Genomic DNA, 26,626 nt, shown 5'->3' on the forward strand with positions numbered 1-26,626 from the left:
GCCGATTCGCAGATCATGACGCCTTGAAAGCAGGATTGAATGTCCATCTCGTCAGACAAGTCATTCTCGTCAGACAAGTCATTGCCCGATGATGATCAGCGGCGTGCAAAGCGGCTGGTTCAGGGGTGTCAGCTGGTTCGGGAGCAACTAAGTCAGGTTGTCGTCGGCCAGGATGACGTCGTAGAACAATTGTTGATTGCGATTCTGGCACGCGGGCACTGCCTGCTGGAAGGTGTCCCCGGACTGGCAAAGACGCTGATGGTTCGGTCGCTTGCTGAAACAATGAGGCTGACATTTCATCGGATTCAGTTTACTCCGGATTTGATGCCTGCAGATATTACCGGAACAGACATTATCCAGGAGAACCGTGAAACTGGGCATCGAGATATGGTCTTCGAACGAGGTCCTGTCTTTACGCAGATGCTTCTGGCGGATGAGATTAACCGAACTCCGCCAAAGACACAGGCGGCATTGCTGGAAGCGATGCAGGAGCATGAAGTCACTGTCGGCGGGACATCCTATCGACTTGAAGAACCATTTTTTGTGCTGGCCACACAGAATCCAATTGAACAGGAAGGGACCTATCCGCTGCCCGAAGCGCAACGAGACCGATTTCTGTTCAATGTCGTTGTCGATTACCCTTCGCGAGATGAAGAGTCCCTGATTATCGATCGGACAACATCGAATCAGTCGGCAAAACTGAAACCTGTGATTGATGGCGCGAACATCATTGAGTTTCAGCAAACGGTTCGGTTAGTCCCTCTCCCCGAACATGTGAAGAACTATGTCCTGGATATTGTGCGGGCGGCGCGGCCGAAAGATCCAACGTGTGCGAGTTGGGTGAAGGAAATGATTGATTGGGGACCCGGTCCGCGAGCCTGTCAGCAACTGGTCCTGGCATCGAAAGCGCGCGCTTTGCTGCAGGGACGCTATCACGTCACTCGCGATGATGTTGAGGCACTGGCTGCTCCGGTTCTGCGTCACAGAATTGTTCCAACCTTCAGCGCCGAAGCTGAGGGGGTAAGTGTTGACGATCTGATAATGCGGTTGCTGAAGGAAGTCCCCAAACCATCAAAGCAGCTTTTGTAAGAACAGGCCAGAAATGCAGTTCTCAGTCGTTGGGGATCAGCCTTCGGTCGTGCCGCTGATTCAGCTGATTCACGATAGCGCGGTCCATGGTTTGAATCATTGCTATGCCTCCGGTCAACTTGCGAATGAACTCGCCACCGCCGGAATCCCGATTCAGGTTCAGTCTACCCCGGAAGATGCGTTTCTTGCGTCGGGTGTCGATGTTGTTGTGATCGCAATGGACGACTGCGAACAGATACTGAACCTGACGCGATCTGCTGTTCAGGCCGATCGTCATGTTGTCGTCTTTATCCCGGAATCAGCCACAACAGCGTTCAGCTTCGAACTGCACCTGATACTGGACGAGTCGACTCATTCGATTGTGCCCCTCACAGGCCGAATGCAGCTGAAGGAATTGGGGTCTGAATCCCATCAGCTCTTCCAGACCCCTGAACCGTGGTTACAGATTGCTATCGACACCCACATCAGGATGAATGATGCTCTGGCACTTCGGCAGCGTCAGATTCAGATGCTGGACATACCAGCGGCGCTGGGGTTGCTCTACACCCAGATTACTGCGATCGAGTCCAGATCGCCTGACGGACAGCTGATCTCAAGGCTATTGACGCTGGGAAATTCGGCGATGGCCGAACAGAATCTTCCTCCGGCAACGATTACGATCCATGGTCCGGCTTCGCCTTCTTCGATGCAGAATTCAGGGACAGTGATTTGTCTGAACGAGGCTGGCGGCCGTGCAACCAGAATCGAACTTTCGAACTGGGAAGGTATTCTCGCACGAATCGCATGGCTTTGTGGAGATAAAGGCCGCTGCGTGCCGTGGATGGAAGCGTTCTCGACCGCGATGGAACTTAATGATGCCGTTGATAAATCACTGCGTCGGCGCCGAACAGTGGACGTTTATTTTGATTCCGGAAGTGAACGCGGCGTTTTTAAGAGCCAGATGACAGCGATCGGGTGCGGTGTTCTGACATGGACGCTGTTTGGTATGGTTGCGTTCCTGGTGATTGCCAAAGCGGCAGACTGGCCTCCCCTTGTCCTGCAGGTCGCCCGGGCATTGTGGGTCGCCCCGGTTGTCTTGTTTCTGGTGGCGCAGTTTCTGCTCCCCGTCACTCGGGACCGTTCTTCACATAAGTCCGCTGATTCTTCCGGTGGATAGCTTTCAATCGTGGTGCGAAACCTGCCGCTCAGTGGTAGGTCAACGACGACGCCATTATGATGGCGTCCAGGTTGACGATGGCCATCGACTGGATTCGCCCTCTCAATCACTCTCCTGATTCTCTCCCACTCATCCCTGCCCTGCACTGCCGAGCGAGGCTGCTTCATGTCGATACAATTTGCTTTTCAGATTTCACTGATCACTTCCGCGGTTCTTTCTACCTGCCATTCTGTTGATGTCGCACACGCCGACGATTCCGTGCCAATGGTCTGGCATGTGGCGAATCGTCCGGATGGCGACGGGAGTCGATGGTACCGCTTCACATTCAACGCAAATCCTGCGGGCCAGCCGTGCGAAATGAAGTTGGCATCCGCAGGTACTGTCTCACTGCATGTGAACGGGCAACGCATAATTCGGCAGCAACCCATGGAAGTCGTCGACGGTCAAGTGGCTCCCCTGCAACTCGATATCAGCAGCCTGCTTAGGAACGGACGAAATTGTATTGCTATCGAAGTACGGACAGCGGAGAAAACCTCTGCGCTGGCCACGACTATTCAACTGGAATCGAAGGCTGTGACCGGTGAATGGAGAGTTTCGGATACAGCTCCTCCTGTCGGGTGGCAGCAAACTGACTTCAACGCGCGGGACTGGAAGGTCGACGCTGGCAGCACGGAGTCTGGATCTGCCAGCTTTCAACCGGGGTCGGCGTCGAAGGTTGTTGTCGTTGCGACGGCGGCTGCCCAGAAGAGGTCCCCCTTTGCGTTCAGAGACGGAGATCACATCGTCCTGCTTGGCGCGACGTTCTTTGAACGCGCCCAACAGTTTGGACATTTGGAATCACTGCTGACTGCCGCATCTCCTGGTCTGAATCTGACCTTCCGAAATCTGGGTTGGGATGCGGATACCGTATTCGCAGATTCCAGAGGCATCTTTGATTCACCGGAGACGGGCTATCTGCGGATGATTGAGCATGTCCGCGCGGAAGAGCCGTCAGTCATCATCATTTGTTATGGCCAGAATGAGGCACTGAACAGTCGGCTGTCCGTGGAACAGTTTCAGGTTCAGCTCAATCGCCTGCTGGATGACTTGAAAACGACATCTGCTGCGATCGTCCTGATGACGCCTCACGAACTATTGCCAGCTGTTCGACCGATTCCGGATCCGTCACGATTTAATGATCGCATTCTGCAATTTGCAAATGCAGTCCAGGAGGTCGCCTCACAGCGGGCGTTGACGTTTGTCGATCTGTTCAATGACTTCACCGATCAGTTGAATGCTGTGGATGGGAGACTCTCTCTGGAGCACACTTCCGTCAGCCCGGATACGGCCCAGCATTCTGATTTGTTAGCAATGGCAGCTTCACGGTGGTCCGAAAACGGGATGCATTTCAATGCCCGGGGGTATAAGGTTGCCAGTGTTGTGGCGAGAGATCGATTGCTGGGTATCTCCGCATCGGGATGTCAGGTTCAGGTCGATGCGGTTGAGCAGAAAATCAGTGTGACGGCAGGAGCGGTTCGCAATGTTGTCTGGAACGGCTCTCCGAATAAGCTGGTGACGTTCGAACTGCAGGAATCCGTCGTTTCCCCGATCCCTCTTGATATCCAGATTGCGGGCAAGGATCTTGGCATGGGATGGAGCGGAAAGGTGCATTCGCCTTCTGTCAACGCCGCCGCCGAAGTTGCCCCACAAGTACTGATTGCTGCTTCTGATGATCAACTCCACTTGAGAGCCCCGGTGAGCTGGCAATACGAGCAACTGAATTTGACAGTGGCTCGAAAAAACGAGCTGTATTTTCATCGATGGCGTCCGCAGAACATCACCTATCTGTTCGGTTTTCGAAAACATGAACAAGGCAACAATGCTGTGGAAATCGCACAATTTGACCCGTTCGTAAGAGAGCTGGAATCGCAGATTCAGCAACTGAAACAGCCGCAGTGGCGACGGATTGAGATCAGCCGACAATAGTGGGCATCGGGTTCAGATTCTTTTCATAGTCACTCAATTTACCGTAAACGCGGTTTCCTGACGGATTACATTCGATGCTTTCTACTTTCATCAAATCGTTGCTGCATTCTTCCCTGACGTTGTGGCTGACATCGTTGGTTGCCATCATTTCGTTCCCGAATGTTGGTCTTGCCCAGCGGGACCTGAAGAATATTCCATCGCCCGATCCGGAATTGGAGCGGCAGACATTCAGGGTGCCTGAAGGATTCGAAGTGAATCTGTTTGCTGCCGATCCAATGATCGCCAAACCGATTCAAATGAACTTCGACGAAGATGGTCGACTATGGATTGTTAGTTCTGAGGTCTATCCGCAAATCATACCGGGTGCTGAAGCAACGGATCGTGTGCTGGTGCTGGAAGACAAAGACCACGATGGGGTCTCTGACCAGACGCACGTGTTCGCCAGTGGACTGCTGATTCCTACAGGAATTGCTCCGGGTGACGGCGGAGCGTACGTTGCCAACAGCACTGAACTGCTGCACTTTGCTGACAAGGATGGAGACCTGAAGGCGGATTCCAAACGAGTGGTGTTGTCCGGATTTGGCACTGAAGATACCCATCACATTCTTCATACGCTGCGTTGGGGACCGGACGGTTTCCTGTACTTCAATCAGTCAATCTACATCCATAGTCACATTGAGACACCATGGGGAGTACGTCGCCTGAATGCCGGCGGGATCTGGCAGTATCGCCCTGAGACGATGGAATTAGGCGTGTTCATGCGAGGCCTTGTAAATACCTGGGGCCATCATTTCGACCGTTTTGGTCAGTCGTTTGCAACCGATGGTGCGGGGGGCGAAGGGATCAATTACATCGTTCCCGGAGCCTATTATTTCACCGCTGCCGATGCTGCACGCATTCTGCATGGACTGAATCCGGGAAGTCCGAAACACTGTGGTCTGGAAATTGTTGAGTCACCGAACCTGCCCCCGGACTGGCAGGGAAACGCAATCACAAATGACTTTCGCGGACATCGTGTCGTGCGATTCACATTATCAGAGGAAGGCTCGGGGTTCGTTTCCCGAGAACAGCAGGAGGTCATCTGGTCAGATCATGTCGCATTTCGACCCATTGACGTTAAGCTGGGACCGGATGGGGCAATCTATGTTGCAGACTGGTACAACCCCATCATCCAGCACGGCGAAGTCGATTTTCGTGACGAACGTCGTGACCACACCCATGGACGCATCTGGCGGATTCGCTGGACCGGTGCGAAGAATTCCGAATGGAAGCCTGTTTCCGGCCGGAGCAATCGGGAACTGTTTGAACTGCTTCGTTCCAGTGACAACTTTCAGCGACAGGCGGCTAAACAAATCCTGAGACAGCGAGGCGAAACGGTCATACCTGAGCTGAAAGAGTGGTTGTCTACGGCAGAACTTACGGATGAGGAACGCGATCACGTCCATCTGGAATCTCTCTGGTGCATTCAGGCCGCTCGACAAATGGATCTGTCGATGCTGCGGCAATTGCTGGCCAGTCCCGATGGACGAATACGGGCCGGTGCGGTTCGCATCTTAAGTCACTGGAAGTATTTCATGGACGATTCACATCAGTGGCTCGCGAAACTGGTCACAGACAGCCATCCCCGCGTGCGGCTGGAAGCGGTACGGGCTTTGTCTTACTGTCCACTGGATGATTCCCAGCGACAGCAGGCCATGTCGACTGACGGAACCATGGAAATCATGTCACATGATGCCGACAGCCGCAGCATGGTACGCCAGTTCGACCAGCCTGCGAATATTGAGCTGGCGCTGAAGCCGCTTCGCCAGCCGAAGGATGAGTTTCTTGACTATGCGATGTGGCTGACAACGCGGGAGCTTTCCGATCGCTGGTTGCCGGAATTCAATGAAGGCAAACTGACTTTCGATAACGATGCAGATCAAATTCTGTTCGCCTTCAGCGCTATTGGCAGTGGCGCGCCGGTGGACTTATTGATGAAGGGACTTTACGACGCCTCCGTGACGGCGGACCAGCGTGGTCGGTTGATGCACTTGATTACGGACAATGCGAACGCGGCCCAGATGGGTCAGCTGGTGTCAATGGCTGCGGAGCATCAGGATACGGCTTCACTACGCACACTTCTGCAGTCATCGTCAGCACGAAAGATCGTGCCTCTGTTTGAACCTCAATCGCTGCTTCCATTGCTCACATCCGAAGAGACCCTCGCTCGACAGGCTGCTCTGGAAGGGGCCGTGCAATGGAAGGTTGCAGAAGCGCGTGAGGTTGTTTCTAAGCTCGTAAAAGACGCGGAAGCCGACCAGGGAGATCGTCTTGCCGTCATCAACGGAGCTGCGTCGGTCCGGGATCAGGAGTTGCTGAATTCGATTGCCTCCCTGATTTCCAGTCCGTCCGAAGCAATCAGTCTGCGGAAACGGGCTCTGGTTGCGTTTACGACGGCAATGCCACGACGGGCGGCCGAGCTCGCCGGCGATTTACTCAGCCAGATGAAGACGGACGATGATGCCGCCTCAATCGCCAGAGCATTTCTGGGGCAGAAAGATGGCGCTGGTCTTCTCGTCAAGGCCATCGGCAACCGCAGCCTCGATACTGAAGTGGCCAGGGATATCCTTCGTGTTCTTCGTGAATCGGGAAGTGTTGCACCGGAGCTGGAGGCGAAGATAAAAGCTGCGGGCAACGTCACCAGTCGCAAAGCGTTGTCTGATGCTGAACGCGACAGCCTTCTGCGAATGGCTGCGGCCAGTTCCTCTGCCTCGCAGGGCGAGGCTGTGTTTCGGAATGAACAACTTGGTTGCCTGAAGTGTCATGCAATTGGCGGGGCCGGAGGAAAAGTCGGCCCGGATATGGTCAGTCTTGGCGCCAGCGCACAACCGGACTATCTGCTCGAATCGCTCCTGGCCCCGAATGCAAAGGTCAAGGAAAACTACCACACAGTGGTCATTGCCACCGTTGACGGTAAGGTTCTGTCGGGCGTGCAGATTCAGCAGTCAAAAGAATCTGTGACACTGCGAACGGCGGACAATCATGTTGTGGAGATCTTGCGGAGCGAGATTGAAGAGACGGCTCAGGGTGTTTCGCTGATGCCCGAAGGTCTCGTCGACGCACTGACAGATCAGGAACTCGCATCACTGGTCCGATTCCTTTCCGAACTCGGACGAACCTCTGATTTTACAGTTTCACGCCAACGATTTGCACGCACGTGGCTGGTTATGCAGGCGACACCGGAGGCAGCCTATCAGTTACGTCGAACCAGCTATGGGCAGGCAGCGACAGATGATCCTGCATTTGTCTGGACGTCACAATACAGTCGAGTCTCCGGCGCTTTACCACTGCAGGACATTCCGGTTGTCGAGGTTCGAAATCGTTCAGCATCCGGAAGTCGAGGCGTGGGCTTTGTTCGAACGTCCCTTCGAGTGACCTCGCCCGGGGAAATTGGATTGAAGTTGAATTCGATTGACGGACTGGAATTACGGATCAATGACAAGCCGGTTGATCTTGCAAAGCAGTTCAGTCTGGATCTGCCTGCTGGAACTCATCGACTCACATTGACCGTGGATCAAACTCGACGAACCGATGATTTGTCGCTGGAACTCGTAGATACACCGGGCGGTGGAAATGCGGAGTTTGTGAATTGAGCCTTGTTCGTCTGACCTGCTGATCAGAGAAACGTTGATTCAGTGCGCATCTTAATCGGGACGCGGGCGTGGAATCGGGACGCGGGCGTGGATCCGAGACGCAATTGAGTTCCCGTTCCGTACTCGCCGCGGCTGCAGGCGAACTCTCGATCAGCAGCTGAGGCCGCGGGACTCTTTGGAATTGACCTCAGCCGTGGCAGTGAATCCTGCGCGACTTGGATTTGCGCGGCGCACGGATCATTTGCGCGAATTCCTGAAGTGCTTCCTGAATTCCTTCCAGACCAATTGGCCCGTCCTGCGTTTCATTCGCACGAGTTGATGTTGCCGAGTATCGAAGGTCGTCAACGACCTGTTCGGTTGTCTCGCGTAGACAAATGGCAGGCAGACTTCCACCACTCGGAACGGTTGACCGGCGATATCCGGAATCTGTCGTGTCCGGACCATCTCATCAGGAGGGAATGATGTCTCAGAGCACCCCCAGAGAAATGAAGGTAACTCAACCACCTCATTCAAAACGGTGATATAGTCTCCAGCACGTACATCTTCTCCGGCCACCTGAGCGACCACACTTGTGGATGAATTTGTTTTCGTTGGCATATCTCATCTTTGGTGAATGAGTTCAGTTCATGCGCGGAAATCGACGGATGGCGGTCGTTCACTGAACGCCGCGATACGACATTTCTAACTGTTAACTGTGCGTTGAAGAACCGCGACAGACACGCAGGACGACGGTAAGCTATCGTGTTTTTAGGTCTCCTGCTCGAGCCAGTCCCGTTCTTCAGGAAGGTGTTCGGTTAGGGCAGCGCACGCATGGGGACTCTCAGTAACAAGACGAGACAGGCAAGAGTTTCATAGCTGAAACGAAAACATCGAGACTCGGTAGAAGAGAAGAAGCGAAGCCAGCACCTGCAGGGACTCGGACGAGCATAAATGGTTCGCTCAAATCTCTACACAACTCCCTGCGATTCGGATGCTGCGATTGTGGTCCCGCGGAATTTCCGCAGTCGGCATGGTGTTTGATAGAATCCTTGAGCGAATGCTGACATGATTCCGCCTCGTCGTGTCATTGGAATCGTTTCGTAGCAGAGAGCGCAGGATTGTGGCAAAGAAGAAGTCCGCAGCGAAGTCGTCGGCAAAGAAATCTGCCGGGGCAAAGAAATCAACTCCGGCTAAGCGTAAGACGACTCATCGCACGAGAAAACCCACGGTCGATTCCCTGGTGCGTGCGCTGGTGTCAAATCCAAACCGGGAAGCGTCTGTCCTGTCATTGCTGGATTCCATTGAGAAACACCCTGAACTGATTGAAGCGGCTGTTATCGTAGCCGGCGAAGCTCCGTTGTCGGTGGCTATCGGCATCCTGCAGGAGGTGCTTGTCCGCACGGAACCATACTATTCGAAGTTCGTCACTCCAGCGGCTGATACTGTCTGGAGTAACGAAGTGCTGCAGCCATGGCTGCTGGCCCAGTATCGTTTGGCATCTGCTTACGATGAGGCTGGCCAGTCGACGGAAGCTATTGGTCAGTTGGAGCGACTCCTTCAGCATGATCCGGCAGATGAAATGGAAATCCGCTATCAACTGCTGTCGGTTCTGCTACGTGTCGGCAACGTTGATGGGGCTGCGGAATTGACTACAACCTACGATGACGATTTGGACATCATCATTGTCATGACCGATATCCTGATTCGATACATTCAGTCGGGCGCTTCTGAACAGCTGAAGGACAAACTGGTTGCCGCCATTGAGCTCAATCCGTATGTAGTGCCGCGTTTGATGCATGCGACTGGCAGTCTATTAGATGATGACTGGTCGAGCGATCCCGGATCTCCTGAAGAAGCGGAATTCTATGCGCGAATGTTCATGTCTGTCTGGCGGTCGACGCCAGGCGCGATCACGTGGCTGAAGCGAGTTACGTACGGTATGGATCTTCCTGACTATCCGAGCGACTTTGGATCACTGTTCGATGACGACGATGATCCGCTCGGCCGGGATAAGTTGGTGAAAAGAGCCCTGAAGCTCGATCAGAGCGATGAATTCTGGCTTATTCTAATTGAGTTCTCTGACGACCATACCGCTGTGACGATCCTGGATGAGGAATCCGAACGTCCCGTTTGTCTTGTGATCGACGATACTGATACCGATGTCTACGCGACCATTCTGGATGCTATGTCCAGTCCGGAAACAGGAGAGCCGTGCCGTCCTTCGACGTTTGTCGTGTTTGACGAAGAAGCGAAGAATCTGGTCTCTCCAATTGCGGAGCGGCTGAACATTGCAGTGGAACAGAGAACTAATGTTCCCCAGATTCTGGCAATGATGAAACAGTCCACCGCTGCGATTTCCGGTGACCTGCTGCTGTCGATTGATGATCTGGAATCAATACCGATTGATGCCGACGCGATATGGGTGATGGACTGGCGCCACTTATCTCTGTGGATTCCTGATGAAGAGACAGGCGAACCGACTCAACCCTGGATGTGCCTTGTTCTGAATGCAGCCGACGGAACCATTCTGGGGCAGCAGTTGACAATGACGCAGCCGGATGAAGACTCTCTTGGGGCAACACTTGCCATAGCTTCCAATAGTCCTTCGCTCGAAACGCCGACACTACCAGGTGGTATCCTGGTGGCATCCGCGGACCACCGGCTGTCACTCAAGCCGTTGACGGATCGACTGAGGATTGGATGCGTCGACTCGAATGACACTGCCGAGAAACTGGATCTGGTTTTCGAAGATCTGACCCAGTTCATGGCGCCCGGAAATCGCTCGATGCCATCCGTGACGGGAATCGAAGGTGCCTCCATGAATCTGGTCGAGCAGTTCTTCGAGGCGGCGGCCGATTTTTACCGATCCAGAATCTGGCTTTCTCTTCGAACGGATGCGGTTACAGAAGTGCGATGCCCCGAAATTCTTCACGGTCGTTGGTACGCGGTTGTGATGGGACAAATGGGGCAGGAGATCGGCATGATGCTGTTTGATGATCCCGACGTCGTCCATGCGTTGATGATGGTGGAGGATGACGATGACGTTCGGGCAGGAACTGTACGTCAAATGCACGGAATTGGGTTTTCACTTCAGGAACAGAATTTCTGCTCTCCCGCTGATGTGGCGGCCTGCGAGCAGTTTGGCTGGCCTGTCGCCGCGCCGGAAGCCTGGCCTAACACAATGTTCGTTTCAAACCAGGAGTTTCGCCCGCTGGAACTCCGGGAATTCGAGTTCGTGATTGCCAGTGTGCGTGCCGTTCAGGCTCATATTCAGTCGGGACAAATTGATCATTCAACCAGTGTTCAGGTGGGTCACCGTACGGTGCAGGTCGAGACGCGGAGTGCGCTGGCGTAGATTTATACCGTCTTTCGGATTACGTCAGCGATCTCGGCGTCGAAACGCCGGTTCCAGTGTTGTCCTGCCGATGGACGCCTGAATCGACGTCGCGCTGTCGTTTGAGTTTGATCCGCTGAGAATAAGCCGGAACAATTCGAATGGGTCGCAATGCCCGAATCGCAGTGGCGCCGCACGATCAGAACTTAATTATTCACCCAATGGACATTCACTCTTCCGGTTGCGTGAGTCGAATGTCAGGTTCGTGTAAGTCCGGGCACGGATCGTCCGGGCACAGACAGCCCGGGCACAGACAGTCCGGCAACGGTCCTCTCGTATCTTCACTGACTGGCTTTACAGAGTTGAAGTCGAATTAGGCATCCGACGCGGAGATTCCCGGACGAACCCTGCTGACAGCTCAAAGCTACGACGCCATTGCCGGACTGCGAAAGGGGTTATTCACCGTCTGTCTGTTTTCCGCTGCTGACAAATTCAATCTGGCTGAGTGTGCCATCACCGTTCTTGTCGAAACGCGGGAAGCGAGCGGGGGCTTCGTCCGGGTCTGGTTGATTGGCAAGGAATTCTTCACGAGAAAGCCTGCCATCGTTGTCTTTGTCACGCTTTTTGAACATGGCGACTCGATCCAGCGGTTTTCGATTTTTCGTGGATGCGTCGGCCGATTTCTTCCTGTCCGAAGTCGGCTTCTCTTGTGTCGCTTTCCCGGACACCTGCGGCCGGGCTTCCGGATGCTGTGCCAGTATCACTTTCAAAGAAGCGAGCACCTCCGGCTTATTTCCAGCCAGGTTCATGGTCTCCAGTGCATCCGATTGATAATCGTACAGTTCGTATTCCGCCGTTGTGTTGTCGTCCCCTGGTTTTTTCCATTCGACCATGCGGTAATGGTCGGTTCTGATGGCTCGTCCAAGACGGCCGCCGCGTGGGTAGACGTGAATGACACTGTCGCGAGTCCTGATTGTGGGCGATTTCAGCACTTGCGCAAAACTGATTCCGTCGAGACCTTCGCGCGGTGGGAGCCCTGCAAGCTCGCAGAGCGTTGGATAAATGTCGACAGTTTCAATCAGTGAGCTTGTCTTCGCCCCCGACACGCCCCCAGGCGCGGCGACAATGACCGGGATACGGGTTGCCTGTTCGTAGTTGGTGTGTTTGCACCACATGCTGTGGTCTCCCAGATGCCAGCCATGATCTCCCCACATCACGATAATGGTATTGTCCGAAACGCCTGCCTGATCCAGTGCCGCCATAACTTTGCCGATCTGGGCATCGGTGTAGCTTGTCGCTGCGTAGTAGCCGTGAATCAGTTTTCGGGTATCCTCTGGCGAAATATCGCCTTTCGTTGGCATATCGCTGTACTGACGCAGTTCGCCGCCGTATTGCGCTGCGTATGAGGGTGCTCCCCTGGGGGCTTCGGTCACCTGCGGCATCGGCAGTGATGCCGGGTCATACAGATCCCAGTATTTTTCCGGGGCAACGAATGGAAGATGTGGTTTCAGGAATCCAACAGCGATGAAGAAGGGTTCGTCAGCTTTTGCTGCCTTTGCAATCCGTGATACGGCTTCATCCGCAATCATTCCGTCCGCGTAAGCATTGTCCGGAACGTCGGCTGATTCGGTGGCTGTTCCGCGGGGGCCATTCTTATTGTCGCGTTTGCTGGCTGTGCTGCTTTGCAGTTGATACTGACTGGCCCTGGGACGCCAGTGTGGAGTGGTCCACGACGCCTCGTCTTCCTTGTTCCCGTGGCCGGTGTGCAGAATCTTTCCCATCGCCTGTGTGTGGTAGCCGTTTTTTCGGAAATATTCGGCCACCGTAACGGCATCGGGTGCCCCGAATCGAAAATGCGTATCCAGATCGTAGATACCAAGCGTTTGAGGTCGAAGCCCCGTCATTAAAGCATTGCGCGACGGTGAACACACTGCCTGATTACAATAAGCGGCTTCAAACACCACTCCTCGCGCCGCTAGTCTATCGATATTCGGGGTTTTCGCCGTCCCATCACCATAACAACCCAGGACAGGTTTCAGGTCGTCAATGCAGATCAATAATACGTTGGGGCGGGGCGTCGGCCTGCTCTCGGCCGCAACGACGGTCGGCAACAGCGCAACCAGTGAGATAACGGCCATGCGGTACAGTTTATCAACGGAGCGTCGCATTCCAGTAAACTCCCGAGTAACATTTTGAGACCTGATGACTGATCATCATGGCTTGGAATCGTTGCCGTCGCAATCGAGCATCCGGGGATTCATGCTCCAGGTTCCGAAGGCGGCAGTTTTGAGAGGTTAATCGCCGCGAATCGCGATCGTTGGCGCTGGCAGATGCGGACAGAAAGGGATTAAAGATGCGACCCACCGCCGACGAATACGCCTTGTTTTATGCGGGATATGTGGAACAGGTACCTGAGAATGACATCGTCCGGGTACTGGAATCGCAGCTGGCTGAAGTGGTACAGCTCTGGAAGAGTATCCCCGAATCGGAAGCTGCCGTTATTCACAAACCCTATTCGTGGAAGATTCGTCAGGTGTTGGATCACCTGACGGACGGTGAACGCATCTTTGGTTATCGACTCTTAAGAATTGCCAGAGGCGATCAGACTCCCCTGCCCGGTTTTGACGAACACTTCTATGCAAATGCTTCTGAAGAATCAGCCGCCCGCCTGTCCGACATTGTTGGGGCCTTTGAAGCACTACGACGGGCCAATGTTTTGTTGCTGAAGAATCTGCCCGATGACGCATGGAGACGTATGGGGACAATGAGCGAAACACCAGTCAGCGTGCGAGCGCTCGCATACATTCTTGCCGGCCACGTCCGCCATCATGATGCCATCCTTCGAAAACGTCTGTGCCATTGAGCAAGATTTCGAATTGAGCTCGACAGGACGCATCGGAAAGATTCCCTGGACGCCTGGATAACGACTGTCGAAACGTACCTGTGTGATCACAGAACAGTTCGCTGTTCCGTTTACGGCTACGTCTACGGCTACCTCGCCAGCCGTCGAACCGCTTCTGCGACTCCAGCCGTGACGTGGCTCATCCGCGAATAGTTGAGCGTGTTGGGTGTGTCCGAGGGCTGGTGATAGTGCGGGCTGCGAAGGAAACTGGTGTCGGTCAGCATCAGGGCCGGGTAGCCGCAGTCCCAGAACGAACTGTTGTCGGATCGGCGGATTTCCTGAATCTTCTCCGGCAGGCAAACTGAGAACAGCGGAAAGCGTGTGGCTCGTTTGAATCCACGACGGAACTGCCAGCACAGTTTCCACGACATTGGGTTACCGATCGCTCCCAGAAAGTTGGCAGTCGACGGAAACGCCCAGGTGGCCCATCGGGGAATGCCCGGCGGTAACCTTTGCGATCCCGGTTCGTCCCGATAATAGCCCATCATTTCCAGACACAGCATTCCAGCGATGTTGTCACCGCGACTTCGACTTTGCCTGGCATGATGCTGGCTGCCCATCTGTCCGAGATTGAAATACGGCGCTTCCTCACAGGTGAAGGCAACGAAGCGGATTGTTCTTGCGGATTGATGATCCTTCAACAACCGAGCCACTTCAATCAGCACGGCGACTGCCGACGCGTTGTCGTCGGCTCCGGGAGAATCCCAGACGGTATCGTAATGAGCTCCCAGAATGATGATCTCACTGGCTCGCCTGACACCCGGGATTTGTGCGATCAGATTGTGTGTGGAGTGTGAGCCGATTTCGTAACACTCTTTCTCAACGCTAAATCCCATTTGGCTGAATTGCTGTTCGATGTACGCAGATGCACCTTCCATGGTACCGGGTTTGTCGAGATGCCGGACGCCAATAACATCCGAAAGCACGTCGACGTGCGTGATTAATCGATCGGCAAGTTCCTGATCCACTGGCGTATCGAAGTGTCGAGCGTCGCGACTAAATGGCCACATGAAAGAGTCCCGGAGATTTGCAGGCGGATACATCCGGACAAAGTGAATACGTCCCGATGAAAACCGGTTTGTTCGGCTCAGCCCGCAACCTGTGAATGGTTTGAAATTTGCCACCGGAAATATGTCTGTATCGAAATCAGACATCAATCAACCTGCCATCGATTCTTTCACTTCGCGTGTGATCCGTGCTTTCCGCTGCAGACGCTGATGAAGGAACTTGCATCGTTGGGTCTCCCATCGAATGAAAGTCGGCTTGTCCGGGGTTTCCTGCAGAGTGCCGGAGGATACTCGAATTGAGGTTTTCACTGACATGCGTGAGTGTTTTCACTCAGCGCACGGGAGAACGTGTCGGGCGTCCTCCTGAATGTTAAGCCAGCTAAACTTTGCGGATTGTATTGGTTGCAGACTGTGAGCAGCCCTGCCGAAACATCCGATATGCAATCTCTCAATCCTCAATTCGATCTGTTGGGACGTCTCATTTCTGCTTCAGAGATGCGGCACAAAGTGATCAGTCACAACATCGCCAACGTCAATACGCCGGACTACCAGCGTCTGGATGTTGAGTTCGAGCAGCAGTTGAGTCAGGAACTGGCCAGAGGGCAGAGTGATGGGCACCGTTCCACTGCGCCGGAAGTCATTCAGACACCGGGACTGATCAATCGAGCAGATGGTAACAATGTTGATATTGATCGGGAGATCGGTCAGCTGAACAAGAATGCGTTGCTGCAACAGGTCTGGTTGCAGCTGTTGACGACTGAAATGAATCAGATGCGAACAGCAATCGAGAGCTAGACATGTCAATGAATCAGATTCTGTCCGGCATGGATATCAGCGCGAGTGGCCTGGCTGGCGAACGCATGCGCATGGAAGTGGCCGCGAACAATATTGCCAATGTGCATTCCACGCGATCTGCCGATGGGGGACCTTACCGGCGACAGCAGGTCACGTTTGCCGCTTCGATGAGTAATTTTTTGAATCCCGGTGCGGTCGGAGTTGACGGACTTCAGGGTGTGCAGCCCGTTGCTGTTTCTGACGACACTTCGCCGTTGCCGCTGGTTTACGATCCGGGACACCCGGATGCAAATGCCGAGGGGTTTGTTGTCATGCCGAATGTGCAGCTGCCGGTTGAGATGGTTGACATGGTGACTGCAAGCCGTGCTTATGAAGCAAATCTCAAGTCGCTGGAGACGTTTCGTCAGCTTGCCGAGCAGGCACTGGCGTTACTGCGAGGTACCAGGTAATGGCATTGGAATCCCTGGGAAACTCAACGGTCGGCGGCTCGGCATCGGGCGTTCGACCGTCTTTTTCGTCTGTGGGGACGGGAAAGTCCGCAGGCGGCGAGTTGCCATTTGAAGAACTTGTGAAAGGCTTAATTCAGGATACAAGCAATCAGCAGACGGCCGTCGCTGACAGTGTTCAGAAGCTGGTCTCCGGGGAAACAGATAGTGTTCACGACGTTGTGTTAACTGCGTCAAAGGCCGATCTGGCGTTCAAACTTGTGATGGAGATTCGTAATCGTCTGATTGCGTCTTATCAGGAAATCATGCGGATGCAGGTCTGATCAATCGGTCGTTGCACTGATGAGCGTGTTAGTTTACTCGGCCCTGCCGAACGTCTGTTGAGAATAGAATCATGGAACTTCTAACAGCACTTCGAGAACAGATCTCGGCCCTTTGGGCGCGATGGAGCATGGCTCAGCGAGTTGGCCTGTCTGCCGCCGCAATTGCCTGTGTCGCACTGGTCGGTCTGACGTTGTATTGGGCGTTGCAGGATCAATACGTTGTCATCGCCGGTCAATTGACGCCCCAACGCGCGGCCGAAATGAAGGGTGTCCTGGAAACTGCACAGATTCCCGCCGAGATGAACTTTTCAGGGTCCGCCATTTCTGTTCCCGTAAACCAGGTATCGGCAGCACGATTAGCTTTGAAGGATCAGCTGGATCCACTCGTTTCGGATCAGGCCAATCCGGCGACCGGAATGTTTGAAAGTCCGATTGAAAAAGAAGATCGTCGCCGCCGCGCTTTGGAAGCTCGTATCGAGAAAACCATTGGTCGTATTCGAGGCGTCCGCTCGGCACAGGTACACGTGAGCCTGCCAAACCCGTCTCCCTTTGTTCTGGACAAGTCTCCTTCGACGGCGAGTGTCGTCATCGACGTCACGCCAGGTGGGGGATTCTCGGCAGATGCTGCAAAGAACATTGTCGCGCTGGTTTCACGAGCCGTTGAAGGTCTCACGCCTGAAAACATTACTCTGATGGATACACAGGGGCGGCAGTTTTCCGCGGAGTCCGGATTGAACTCAGCCATGTCGCTGCAACTGGAATTTCAGCGACAGATTGAGAACTCACTGGCAAGGAAGGCAGAGACTCTGCTCACTCGGTGGCTGGGGCCGGACAAGGCAACGGTCGAAGTTACAGCGGACATTGACTTCCAGGAGAAAAAACGGACTGAAACTGTTTACGATGCAGAATCCAAAGTGAAAAGGAAGGAGTTGACTGACAATATTACGCAGACCGGTACTGTTACCCTGCCAGTCGGTTCTGTGGGAGCGTCGGCAAACATCGTTCCGGATACGTCTTCCGTTAACTCTGGAGGAGGCAAGTACAACAGAGAAACGTCGGACATTGAATATGACAACAGTAACACCCTCGAAGTGCTGACCGAGTTCCCGGGCCGAATTCTTCGTCTGACAGTTTCAGCCGTCGTGGATCCAACTGTGAATCCGCTACCGGTCGCGGATTCGGCTGCAGACCCTGCAGCCGATCCGGCCGCGGCCGCAGCAGCGGCAAGTACGGCGTCGACCGAAACGCCGGTGCGTGATTTGAAACAAATTGAATCTTTGATCAAGCAGGCTGTGGGTTTCGACATGACTCGCGGGGACGAGTTCTCCATGATCACAGATCGGCTTGCGATTGTTGATTCCCCCGAAGGACTTCCAGTGGGAGGGTTCAACTGGAATGAACATCAATGGCTGATTCAGTCTGTTTCGCTGGCCATGGCCGCCCTGGTTGCTCTTGTCATTGCCGTGTTGATGATTAAGCGAATGCGGCCCGTGGTTGTCGCACCACCGGAGGAGGAGCCGTTGTCGATGGCCGACATGCTGCGACTTCGGGCATTGACTGAACAGGCCAAATCAAATCCGGAAGTGGTGGCCAGTATCCTCGCTGCATGGATGGGGGATGACGAGGAGGGCGATTCTCCCAGAGTTACACCCGCGACGGTCTCGCCACCGGCAGCAAATCCGGCGCGGCCGGCAAGACGAGCGGCATAGACAACTCATCATTTATGTCTGATCAATCTGTAACAAGGTCGTTCGAATCCGATCCTCAATTCTATTGCCCTGAAGTCTCATGAATCGCCAAAGACAAACGATTGAACTGCTGCAGCTCCTGGGTGACGACGTCGCCGAAGCTGTTCTTGCGCAGTTAAATCCGAGTAAGGCAAGTGTCATTCGGGAAGGAATCTCAAAGCCACCGGGAGAAGTGCTGTTTCGCCCAAAACGACAGAGAGCCATTCTTGATGAATTCGACGAATTCTTTCAGTTTGCGCTCCGTGCAGGACTGCAAAAGCTGTACGAGAAGCCGGCGGACGATGAGCTGAGCGATACCGAAAATGGAAAGGGAAGTGGCGATGGAGAATCGGATGATGAATCCGCCGAACCCGGGCCTCCCGTCTTTGAACTGACGGGAGATCCGATTGTCGATTTGCGTTCGCTCAGCATCTCGCAGCTCGGCCAGGCGCTGGAGACAGAGCAACCTCGAACCTCCGCGATTCTGCTCGCGAATCTGGAACCGAAACTGGCGGCGGACACGCTGAGCGTTTTGCCGGATGACTATCGTCAGTCGGTGGTCAAGGAACTCAGCCGGGAACAGCATGCTCCACAGATCCTTGTGGAACGGATCGCCCGCGCCACGCTGCAACGAGGCCGAAGCCTTTCTCCAGAGCCGCCTGACCGTCGTGAACACGTGGACCGACTTGCGGATGTCCTGCGTTCGGTACCGAAGAACCAGCGGATGGCGATGGTTAACGCGATCGAAGAACAGGACGCGGAACTCCACAAGGCATTGATGAAGAAAATGTATCGATTCGATGACCTGCTGAACCTGGACGGCAAGCTGATACAGCGAATCCTGGGCGAAATTGATGGGACAACGTTAACGACGGCATTGTTCAATGCGCCGGCAAACATTCGTGAATCGGTGCTGACAAATCTATCACGACGTGCGCGGCAGTCCATTGAGGAAGAGATGGAGTTTATGACTCAGGTTCCTGAGTCACGAATCCGGGAAGCTCGTGAAAGTGTTGCGGAAGTTATTGCTCGTGTGGACCAGGAAACCGAGTAAAGGGTACGCCGCATGAAACGCATCCGCGTCAATCTCAATCGTTCTCCGACATCCGTTCGTTATCAGGGACGGATTGTCGGTTTGTCTGATATGGCGGCGGCCGCTCGGTTCTCGAATCCGGGGGCCGGACAGAGTGGCGCTCGTCCCCGGACTGCCGGTGCCCCTGCGAATGGGCGTGGCAGTACAGCTTCTGCGGAAGAATCAGTGCCGGATGCAGCCCCTCAATTCACGCCTGAGCAAAAAGAGAAGCAGGCTGCAAAGGCGCGTGCAGACAAGATGCGGCAGTTGCATGAACTCATGACGACCGTGGCGGAATCTGTGACAGAGTTGCAGGAACAACAACGGCAGTCTCTGGACGAACTGCAGCATGTCGCCGTTGAATTGGCTGTTGTGGCGGCCTCCTGGTTGACCGGAGTCGCTATTGATGCGGGGCAGTTTGCAGTGGATGACATCATTCGGCTCGCACTGAAACGAATGGAGGCCGATACGCCGGTGCGTGTCTGTCTGCACCCGCTGGATTCAGCACTCCTGAACGAATTACTGAATGAGCCGGAGAACAAGGACCTGCAGTCGCAGTTTACCTGTGCGGAAGACTCCGGCTTGAAGCGTGGCTCGTGTCGAATTGAATCGGGGCGGAAGTTACTGGTGTCCGACATGGAAAGTCGGCTGGAAGAAATTCGTCGTCTATGGATGGAGAATCTTGATGAATCTCAGATTGAACGTCGAGGAGATGGCTCGCATGGCCGGGCGCTGCGACGTTTTCCGGACCGCCGGGAAACTGCATAGCGCTCGTGGTCTGCTGCGGGCGTCCATTCCGGCGTTCGTAGGAGAGACATGCACGGTGAATCTTGCCGGAAAAGAACTCACCGCCGAAGTGGTTGGGTTTGATGAGCACGAATCGCAGCTGATGTGCTTTGATCATACGACGGGGCTGCAGCCCGGTCTTGAGATCGTTGCTCTTGGTCGCCGACGTTCGGTGCCTGTGGGTGACGGGTTGCTGGGACGCGTGATCGATGGCATCGGACGCCCTTTCGATGGACTGGGTCCACTGCGTGTGCATCGGTACCGTGCGGAGCAGGCGAGTGTGCCGGATCCAATGATTCGTGAACGTATTTCACAACCACTCGTTACCGGCCAGCGGATCATTGACGGCTTGTTGACGATTGGTCGTGGCCAGCGCGTCGGGCTTTTCGCGGGCAGTGGTGTCGGCAAAAGTACTTTGATGGGGGAAATTGCCCGTGGTGCAGAAGCTGATGTCAACGTGATTTGCCTGGTGGGCGAACGCGGTCGTGAAGTGAAGCCTTTTATCGAAGATTGTCTTGGTGAAGAAGGGATGAAACGATCCGCTGTGGTCGTTGCGACATCGGATCAGACACCGCTGATGCGAATCAAAGCTGTACTCACGGCTGTCACAATTGCAGAGGATTTCCGTGATCGCGGCGCCCACGTGCTATTGTTTCTGGACAGCCTGACACGACTTGCAATGGCGCAGCGTGAGTTGGGATTGCTGCTGGGCGAACCTCCCGGAGCTCGAGGCTACCCACCGTCGGTGCAATCACTGATGGCGGAAGTCCTGGAGAGATTAGGGTGCGGAGAAAAAGGAGCTATCACAGGCTTAATCACCGTTCTTGTGGAAGGGGATGATCTGGATGAACCCGTGACAGATACCGCGCGGTCAATACTGGATGGGCACATTGTTCTGGACAGAAAACTGGCAACCCAGGGACAGTATCCGGCTATTGATGTGCTGAAGAGCGTGAGTCGTCTTTTTCGGGAAGTCACTACATCGGCTCACCAGCAGGATGCGACAAAGCTGCGTTCGATACTGGCAACATGGAACGAAGTTTCAGACATGATTCAGTTGGGAGTTTATAAGACAGGGACATCTGCGACGGTGGATCGTGCGGTTCAGCTGATGCCTGCGATCCGTCGATTCCTGAATCAGAGGGTTCATGAGAAATCGACATGGCAGGAAACGCTTGAACAGCTCGAAATACTTGGCAAGGCCTGGCCATGGTAAAGAGATTTGAATCACGGTATCGACAGATCCAGCGAATTCGTGAACAGCATGAAGATGCCGCGAAGACACAACTTGCTGCGCGGAATTCGGAGCTGATCGACGCTCAACAGAAGGAAAAGGCGCAGGAGCATCGCCTTCAGGAAGTGCTTCGAAATGTGAGTAGCCAGATGTTGTTCGGTGTCTCCGGCGGATTTCTGGGCAGTTTGCTGAAAGAAGTTGAAGTACATGAGCAGGCAGTGGCTGAATGCCGCAAACTTCGAATCGATGCTGAACGGGAAAGCGAATTTGCGGCGGCAGTACTGAAGGCTGCCACTGTGGAACTAAAGACCGTCAATGAACTGGTGAATCGAGAAAAAGCTGAGCATCGGATTGATATGTTCAGGAAGGAAGACATCGAGTTACAGGAGCAGGCGTCACAAGCGTGGCAGCGAAAGAGAAATGAGGCGACGGTATGAAAAAGATGATTCCACTGCTGCTTTACGGCTTTGCATTGTTCGGTGTCTCCGCGGGTGTTGGCTGGTTTCTCCGACCTCAACCTACAGTTGAAGTGGTTGAAGAAACGTCTGATGCCGTGAACCCAAATCTGGCGGAAACGCCGGACATGCCTTTACCAGGCACCAGTCCAACGGTGACGGAAGGGACCGCCGGTCGGACTTCGCCGTTTGGTGAGAATCGCCCATCCACGGATGATCGCCTGCCAACAGCTGTGCGAACAGAACCGATGACTGTCGAGGAGATTGTCAGCATGAGCCTTTCGCTCAAGAAACGCCATGCCGCATTAGCTCAAAGAGAAGAAGCTCTGCAGCGAACGGAATCGCAGCATCAGTTGCTGATGGCTGACATGCAGGTCGAACAACGCGAAATCGAGACTTTGCTGGAACAGTCGAAGACGCAGACAAAAGCAACTGAAGACCTGCTGCAAATGGTCGTTGCCACAAAGCAGCAGACAGAAGCCGAACGTGCTCGACTGGATCAGGACAAGAAGAATTTTGAGCTGGAACTTGAGAAACAGAAAGCCCGTGCGGAAAAACTGAACCAGGAACTGGAGTTCCAACGAACTCCGGCAGAAGGCGAGTCAACGGATTCACCGCAGGATGATCCACTTCTGCAGGCACGGACGATGGCTCCTTTGATTGAAGGAATGTCTCCGGAAAAAGCATCCGAAACACTGATCGAGTGGACGAATAATGGCGGATCGCAAACGGTCGGTTTGCTACTCGGACTAATGGACGAGAAGAAGGCTTCAGCCATCGTGCAGGAGGTTGAGGACGCTCGGTTGCGTCAGACCATGCTGGAGTCGGTTCGACCAAAGGTGACCCGAACAGCGAAGAAACGGTAGTCCTCAGAACTGAGTCTTCAGAAGCGTCCGGGTGTCTTCCCGTCTGAACGACTGACATGGATGTCGGAAGGTGCAAAGATCATGGATACGGTCGAAATTGCTGAAATCGGGCGAGACCTGCTTGTGACGGCCATTCTGCTGGCAACGCCAGCGGTCGCTGTGAGTCTGATTGTTGGTTTGGTTATCAGTCTGCTGCAAACCGTCACGAGCGTTCAGGAGCAAACCCTGAGTTTTGCTCCTCGCATCGTGGCTGTTGGTGCCGTAATGCTGTTGACACTTCCCTGGATGCTTCAGCTGTCATCCGCCTTCACGATGCGGATGATGGAACGAATCGTACAGGTGACACAATGATTGAAGCGATCATTATTGCGTCACTGCTGATCCTGTTCCGGGTGGTGGCGTTTGTCTCCTTCATGCCGCCATTGGCTGGTCAGGGCCTTCCGCAAACCGTGAAGCTGGGACTTTCTGTGGCTTTGACGGTCATCCTGGTTTCGTTCCATGCCTGGGATGGTGCTGTTGCGATTCTGAATGCGCCTTCAGGTCAGGGTTACCTGCTGTTCCTTTTTATCGCTGCCCTGAAGGAGTCGGCGTTCGGGGCCGGAATGGCCTGGCTGTTCGGGCTGTGTATCGTACCAATGCGAATTGCTGGCGCATGGGTAGCTCAGGAAATGGGGTTAACGATCGGGGGCATATTTTCGCCGATGGATCATCAGCCAACCAACCCGGTTTCGCAGGGACTGGAGGCGATTGGTGTGATGTTGTTCTTCGCGCTGAATCTTCATCACGTGATGCTGCTGGCACTGGAGACGACGTTTTCGATTCGTCCGGTCGCTTCTGCCTGGATCATGCCTGGCTGGGATCATGTTGTCTATCTTGTCTCGACATCGATCAATCAGGGATTCATTGTCATCGCCCCTCTGGGTGTTTTGTTGTTTGCGACGGTTGTCATGCTGTTGATCACAATCCGCGCGGTGCCGCAGTTTAATTTCATGTCCTATGGGATGACTGTTCGACTGGCGGCTGGAATGGGAGGCCTGGTGCTTTTCTTCCCGGAGATCTTTGCCGCCGTTCAGGGAATCCTGATGAATGCCGGAACAGGAGTGAACCTCTGAGATGGCCGAAGGACAGGAACATAATGGGACAGAGGAACCAACAGAGCGGCATCGCGAGCGCGCTCGCGAGTCGGGAGACGTGGTTCAAAGTCATGACCTGAATGCCGCATTAACTCTGCTGGTGGCCTGTGGGGCATTCATGATGTTTGGTCGATCACTGGGTATGCGTTTGATGGCGGCGATCCAGTTGTGGACGACGGATATTCCAGCCGATGACTGGACCGAATGGCATATACGAACGACCGGGAAGTGGATGTCCTTTGAAGCTGTGGCACTCTTTGGTGGCGTTCTGCTGGCTGTGATGGCGACCGGATTGCTGATCAGTTTTATGCAGGTCGGGTTTGTGATCTCAACGAAGTCCCTTGAGATCAAATGGGATCGGGTACTTCCTTCCAACGGATGGGGAAAGCTATGGTCACTGGAATCCGGAATTCGCGGTCTTCAGGGCTCTGCAAAAATGATTCTTCTGTCGCTGGGAACGCTTGTGTTGTTGTGGCTCAGGTTTGATCGGATCGCAAACTGTCAGTTCGATTCAGTTGGTCAGGTCGTTTCGTTTGCGTGGGATCTTGGGCTCACTATCGGAATAATGCTTGGTGGGCTTTCGCTCGCACTGGCCATGACTGACTACCTGATCAAATGGTTGAGGCATGAACAACGACTGAAAATGACTCGCGAGCAGCAGAAGGAAGAATCGAAGGACTCGAACGGGGATCCGCATGTTCGGGATGCCATGCGGAGAAAGCGTCGGGAATTAGCCCAACAGCAGTCAACGAAGAACGCGAAGAATGCGACGGTGGTCCTGACGAACCCAACGCATCTGGCAATTGCACTGCAATATGAAACGGGCCGTATGGCGGCTCCAAAGGTTGTTGCCAAGGGGGCCGGGGTTTTTGCGAAGAATATTGTTCGTATTGCCAGAGAGAACAACATTCCCGTGCTGGAACGGAAGCCACTGGCGCGAGCGCTGTTTGCATCTGCCGATGTTGGGCAGGACATACCATTCGAGTTCTTTCGTGCGGTGGCGGAAATTCTGTCGCAGATTTACCGAGCTCGTCAGGCCGCCTGATACTGAAGAACATGACTGAAAACACAATACAGAAAACACAATACAGAGTCGCGATGTGGTGAGCAGATCACTGCAGGAGACAGGAGAAGGGACATGGATAAGGCAACAGTAATTGGATTGGTTCTCGGAGTGGGGCTTGTCCTTGGATCCATTGCGATTGGCGGCGGCGGATTGATGCCGTTTGTCGATGTGCCGTCGTTGATGATTACGGTTGGAGGTTCGATCGCGGCCATCCTGATTAACTTTCCCATGGGGAAGGTGTTGAGTGTGTTTTCTGTCTTTAAGAACTGCTTCCTGTGGTCGCTTCCAACTCCACCTGAGGTGATTGAACAGTTCAAGAAATTTGCGACGACTGCCCGCCGCGACGGCCTGCTTGCTCTTGAAAACGATATGGGAGAAGTCGATGACACATTCCTGAAACGAGGGCTCGAACTGGTCGTTGGTGGCAGTTCTCGTGAAGAGCTTGTCGCGAATCTTGAAACAGAAGTTGCCTATGTGGAGCAGCGCCATCAAACGGGGAAGAAGATCGTTGACGCGATCGCCGCCGCCGCACCAGCATTCGGAATGATCGGGACCCTGATCGGTCTGGTACAGATGCTTCGTTCGCTGGATGACCCGAGCCAGATTGGTGGCGGTATGGCTGTTGCTCTTTTGACAACATTGTACGGAGCCGTCATCAGCAACCTGTTTTGTATCCCGCTCGCGGGCAAACTGGAGAGCCGAAGTCAGGAGGAAATGATGATTCGGGAGTTAATGATTTCCGGTCTGGTTTCTCTGATCGAAGGTCACGCCCCCAGGGCCGTGGAAGAGAAACTACTGGCCTTCTTATCACCGAAGAATCGCAGTAATGGCGAGGCAAAAGCCCAGGCCGCCTAGCAGCCTGTTGAACAACAGGACTGGCTCGAGCAGGAGACCTCAAAACACGATGGTTTCCAGTCATCCTCCGTGCCGGTCCTGGTTTTTCAACGGACAGCCAGCAGGTCGGTTGTTTGAGCTTTGGCATAACCGGAAAGTGAATGGTCATGGGAAAGAAATGTTCCTGCCCTCCGCAACCCGCTGAGGTACCAAAGTGGTTCATGACTTACAGCGACGTCATTACGCTGCTGATGACCTTCTTTATTCTGTTGCTGACGTTTGCGTCCAGCGAACCGGAAAGTTTCGAAAGAATGCAGGTGGCGGTGTTCGGTGGCGGGGGGGCGACTGGTTTTGCAGGCGATCCACCGAATACCAAAGAAAGTGATACGCTTGTTGTGAGGTATCGCCCGAATTCTGCCCGAATGACACAACGCGGTGCGGAAGCTGCACCTATGGAGACCGACCCTGTAACCGAATCCGTGGCAAAGGGGCTCGAAGCACTCGCACAGCATGATGAACTGGTTTCGGCAGAACGAGTCAGCACGAATGCTTCGCTTCAATTGCTTCGTGACAGCAGCGGTCTGTTGACAGCGCATGCACAACAATTGCTTCGCATGCTGGCAGTCCAGTTGCGGGGTCTACCCATGACGGTGGAGTTTCGTGTTTCAGAAAAGCAGGACGTGGATTTCGCCGTCCAGATGGCCCGTTACATCATGGAGACACAACAGGTCCCGCATGGTCGCATTCTTGTAAGTGTCGGTGGCGAAGGCGCGGTGCCGAAAGGCAACATGAAGATGGTCCTGACGCGAACTGAAATGTAGGAGA

At 54.1% G+C, this 26,626-nt stretch carries 23 protein-coding genes; 20 read left to right on the plus strand and 3 right to left on the minus strand.

The features are described 5' to 3' along the window. The first annotated feature begins 39 nt into the window (after window positions 1-39). From R3C20_03650 to R3C20_03665, 4 genes are all read left to right on the plus strand, one after another. Window positions 40-1,089 (plus strand): MoxR family ATPase, encoded by a 1,050-nt coding sequence (locus R3C20_03650; GenBank protein MEZ6039572.1) that lies wholly within the window; start codon window positions 40-42, stop codon window positions 1,087-1,089. A 13-nt stretch (window positions 1,090-1,102) separates the two neighbouring features. Beyond that, entirely contained in the window at window positions 1,103-2,245 is a 1,143-nt protein-coding gene (locus R3C20_03655) for a hypothetical protein (protein ID MEZ6039573.1), read from the plus strand. A gap of 165 nt (window positions 2,246-2,410) precedes the next feature. Next, on the plus strand, window positions 2,411-4,210 hold the full coding sequence (locus R3C20_03660) for a GDSL-type esterase/lipase family protein (GenBank protein MEZ6039574.1): 1,800 nt from the start codon (window positions 2,411-2,413) through the stop codon (window positions 4,208-4,210). A 74-nt stretch (window positions 4,211-4,284) separates the two neighbouring features. After that, window positions 4,285-7,842, plus strand: coding sequence for a HEAT repeat domain-containing protein (locus R3C20_03665; GenBank protein ID MEZ6039575.1), 3,558 nt, complete (start codon window positions 4,285-4,287; stop codon window positions 7,840-7,842). A gap of 237 nt (window positions 7,843-8,079) precedes the next feature. On the opposite strand, the gene R3C20_03670 is transcribed toward R3C20_03665, so the two are convergent. Next, entirely contained in the window at window positions 8,080-8,439 is a 360-nt protein-coding gene (locus R3C20_03670; GenBank protein MEZ6039576.1) for a hypothetical protein, read from the minus strand. Window positions 8,440-8,941: 502 nt separating this feature from the next. Here R3C20_03670 and R3C20_03675 point away from each other — a divergent pair. Beyond that, window positions 8,942-11,176: a bacterial transcriptional activator domain-containing protein gene (locus R3C20_03675; GenBank protein MEZ6039577.1), complete on the plus strand. Its 2,235-nt coding sequence runs from the start codon at window positions 8,942-8,944 to the stop codon at window positions 11,174-11,176. 434 nt (window positions 11,177-11,610) lie between these two features. Here R3C20_03675 and R3C20_03680 read toward each other — a convergent pair whose 3' ends face one another. Next, window positions 11,611-13,323 (minus strand): sulfatase-like hydrolase/transferase, encoded by a 1,713-nt coding sequence (locus R3C20_03680; protein ID MEZ6039578.1) that lies wholly within the window; start codon window positions 13,321-13,323, stop codon window positions 11,611-11,613. A gap of 185 nt (window positions 13,324-13,508) precedes the next feature. Here R3C20_03680 and R3C20_03685 point away from each other — a divergent pair, with 185 nt between their 5' ends. Then, window positions 13,509-14,018 (plus strand): DinB family protein, encoded by a 510-nt coding sequence (locus R3C20_03685; GenBank protein ID MEZ6039579.1) that lies wholly within the window; start codon window positions 13,509-13,511, stop codon window positions 14,016-14,018. 128 nt (window positions 14,019-14,146) lie between these two features. On the opposite strand, the gene R3C20_03690 is transcribed toward R3C20_03685, so the two are convergent. Then, entirely contained in the window at window positions 14,147-15,211 is a 1,065-nt protein-coding gene (locus R3C20_03690; GenBank protein ID MEZ6039580.1) for a M20/M25/M40 family metallo-hydrolase, read from the minus strand. 291 nt (window positions 15,212-15,502) lie between these two features. Here R3C20_03690 and flgB point away from each other — a divergent pair, with 291 nt between their 5' ends. The 14 genes from flgB (at window position 15,503) to R3C20_03760 (ending at window position 26,622) form a co-directional block, all read left to right on the plus strand. Then, window positions 15,503-15,859: a flagellar basal body rod protein FlgB gene (gene flgB, locus R3C20_03695; protein ID MEZ6039581.1), complete on the plus strand. Its 357-nt coding sequence runs from the start codon at window positions 15,503-15,505 to the stop codon at window positions 15,857-15,859. Between the two features lie 2 nt (window positions 15,860-15,861). Further along, window positions 15,862-16,308 (plus strand): flagellar basal body rod protein FlgC, encoded by a 447-nt coding sequence (gene flgC / locus R3C20_03700; protein ID MEZ6039582.1) that lies wholly within the window; start codon window positions 15,862-15,864, stop codon window positions 16,306-16,308. Continuing rightward, complete coding sequence (gene fliE, locus R3C20_03705; GenBank protein ID MEZ6039583.1) at window positions 16,308-16,628, plus strand: flagellar hook-basal body complex protein FliE; 321 nt, start codon at window positions 16,308-16,310, stop codon at window positions 16,626-16,628. The genes flgC and fliE overlap by 1 nt, the downstream gene beginning before the upstream one ends. A 71-nt stretch (window positions 16,629-16,699) precedes the next feature. Then, complete coding sequence (gene fliF, locus R3C20_03710) at window positions 16,700-18,337, plus strand: flagellar basal-body MS-ring/collar protein FliF (GenBank protein ID MEZ6039584.1); 1,638 nt, start codon at window positions 16,700-16,702, stop codon at window positions 18,335-18,337. A 79-nt stretch (window positions 18,338-18,416) separates the two neighbouring features. Beyond that, complete coding sequence (locus R3C20_03715; GenBank protein MEZ6039585.1) at window positions 18,417-19,409, plus strand: FliG C-terminal domain-containing protein; 993 nt, start codon at window positions 18,417-18,419, stop codon at window positions 19,407-19,409. 12 nt (window positions 19,410-19,421) lie between these two features. Continuing rightward, window positions 19,422-20,195 carry a FliH/SctL family protein gene (locus R3C20_03720; GenBank protein ID MEZ6039586.1) on the plus strand — a complete coding sequence of 258 codons (774 nt, stop codon included), beginning with the start codon at window positions 19,422-19,424 and terminating at the stop codon, window positions 20,193-20,195. Beyond that, window positions 20,113-21,429 (plus strand): FliI/YscN family ATPase, encoded by a 1,317-nt coding sequence (locus tag R3C20_03725; GenBank protein ID MEZ6039587.1) that lies wholly within the window; start codon window positions 20,113-20,115, stop codon window positions 21,427-21,429. Before R3C20_03720 ends, R3C20_03725 begins: the two co-directional genes overlap by 83 nt. After that, window positions 21,423-21,884 (plus strand): hypothetical protein, encoded by a 462-nt coding sequence (locus R3C20_03730; protein ID MEZ6039588.1) that lies wholly within the window; start codon window positions 21,423-21,425, stop codon window positions 21,882-21,884. Before R3C20_03725 ends, R3C20_03730 begins: the two co-directional genes overlap by 7 nt. Continuing rightward, entirely contained in the window at window positions 21,881-22,768 is an 888-nt protein-coding gene (locus R3C20_03735; protein ID MEZ6039589.1) for a hypothetical protein, read from the plus strand. The genes R3C20_03730 and R3C20_03735 overlap by 4 nt, the downstream gene beginning before the upstream one ends. A 60-nt stretch (window positions 22,769-22,828) precedes the next feature. Then, on the plus strand, window positions 22,829-23,119 hold the full coding sequence (locus tag R3C20_03740) for a flagellar biosynthetic protein FliQ (protein ID MEZ6039590.1): 291 nt from the start codon (window positions 22,829-22,831) through the stop codon (window positions 23,117-23,119). Further along, entirely contained in the window at window positions 23,116-23,880 is a 765-nt protein-coding gene (locus tag R3C20_03745) for a flagellar biosynthetic protein FliR (protein ID MEZ6039591.1), read from the plus strand. The genes R3C20_03740 and R3C20_03745 overlap by 4 nt, the downstream gene beginning before the upstream one ends. 1 nt (window position 23,881) lies before the next feature. Beyond that, complete coding sequence (locus tag R3C20_03750; GenBank protein MEZ6039592.1) at window positions 23,882-24,946, plus strand: EscU/YscU/HrcU family type III secretion system export apparatus switch protein; 1,065 nt, start codon at window positions 23,882-23,884, stop codon at window positions 24,944-24,946. 93 nt (window positions 24,947-25,039) lie between these two features. Beyond that, window positions 25,040-25,822 (plus strand): MotA/TolQ/ExbB proton channel family protein, encoded by a 783-nt coding sequence (locus R3C20_03755; GenBank protein ID MEZ6039593.1) that lies wholly within the window; start codon window positions 25,040-25,042, stop codon window positions 25,820-25,822. Between the two features lie 146 nt (window positions 25,823-25,968). Further along, window positions 25,969-26,622 carry a flagellar motor protein MotB gene (locus R3C20_03760; protein MEZ6039594.1) on the plus strand — a complete coding sequence of 218 codons (654 nt, stop codon included), beginning with the start codon at window positions 25,969-25,971 and terminating at the stop codon, window positions 26,620-26,622. Window positions 26,623-26,626: the final 4 nt, after the last annotated feature.

The sequence above is a fragment of the Planctomycetaceae bacterium genome (assembly GCA_041398825.1).
In the GTDB taxonomy this organism is placed as follows: Bacteria; Planctomycetota; Planctomycetia; order Planctomycetales; family Planctomycetaceae; genus F1-80-MAGs062.